Consider the following 420-nt stretch of genomic DNA (forward strand, 5'->3'; position numbering starts at 1 on the left):
CAGGTACTGCGTGTCGCTGACCGACAGCGACATGCCCGGCGGCACGAAGAAGAAATCGAAGGCCGCCACCGACAGGAAGCACTGCATCACGCCCGGCCCGCGCCCGAGCCTGACCGCGCTGAACACCACGCCGAGCAGGTAGAGCATCACCAGGTTGGTCAGGTCCAGGCGCGCCTGCGCGATGGCGGCCACGCCGGTCAGGGCCGCGCAGATCAGCGCGGCCGTCACGTAGTGGCGCGGCGGCGAGCGTTCGCCGGCCAGCCGCGAGAAGGCCTCGCGCCAGGCGCGCACGCCCGCGTCGGACTCGCCGTGGCGCGGGTCGTCCTGCGCCGAGGTGCGCAGCAGCATCAGGTCGAGATCGCCGGCACGCTCGGCCAGCCGCTCGCCGAACGGCCGCGCCAGGCGCCGCAGCAAGCCGGT

1 protein-coding gene is annotated in these 420 nt (G+C 73.6%); it reads right to left on the minus strand.

Annotated features, from left to right (window positions below; all coding sequences use genetic code 11):
* Positions 1–420: DUF4118 domain-containing protein (locus tag HW466_RS31615; protein ID WP_176316197.1), on the minus strand; the 420-nt coding region annotated here is incomplete at both ends.

The organism is Burkholderia territorii (assembly GCF_902833055.1).
Lineage (GTDB): Bacteria > Pseudomonadota > Gammaproteobacteria > Burkholderiales > Burkholderiaceae > Burkholderia > Burkholderia territorii.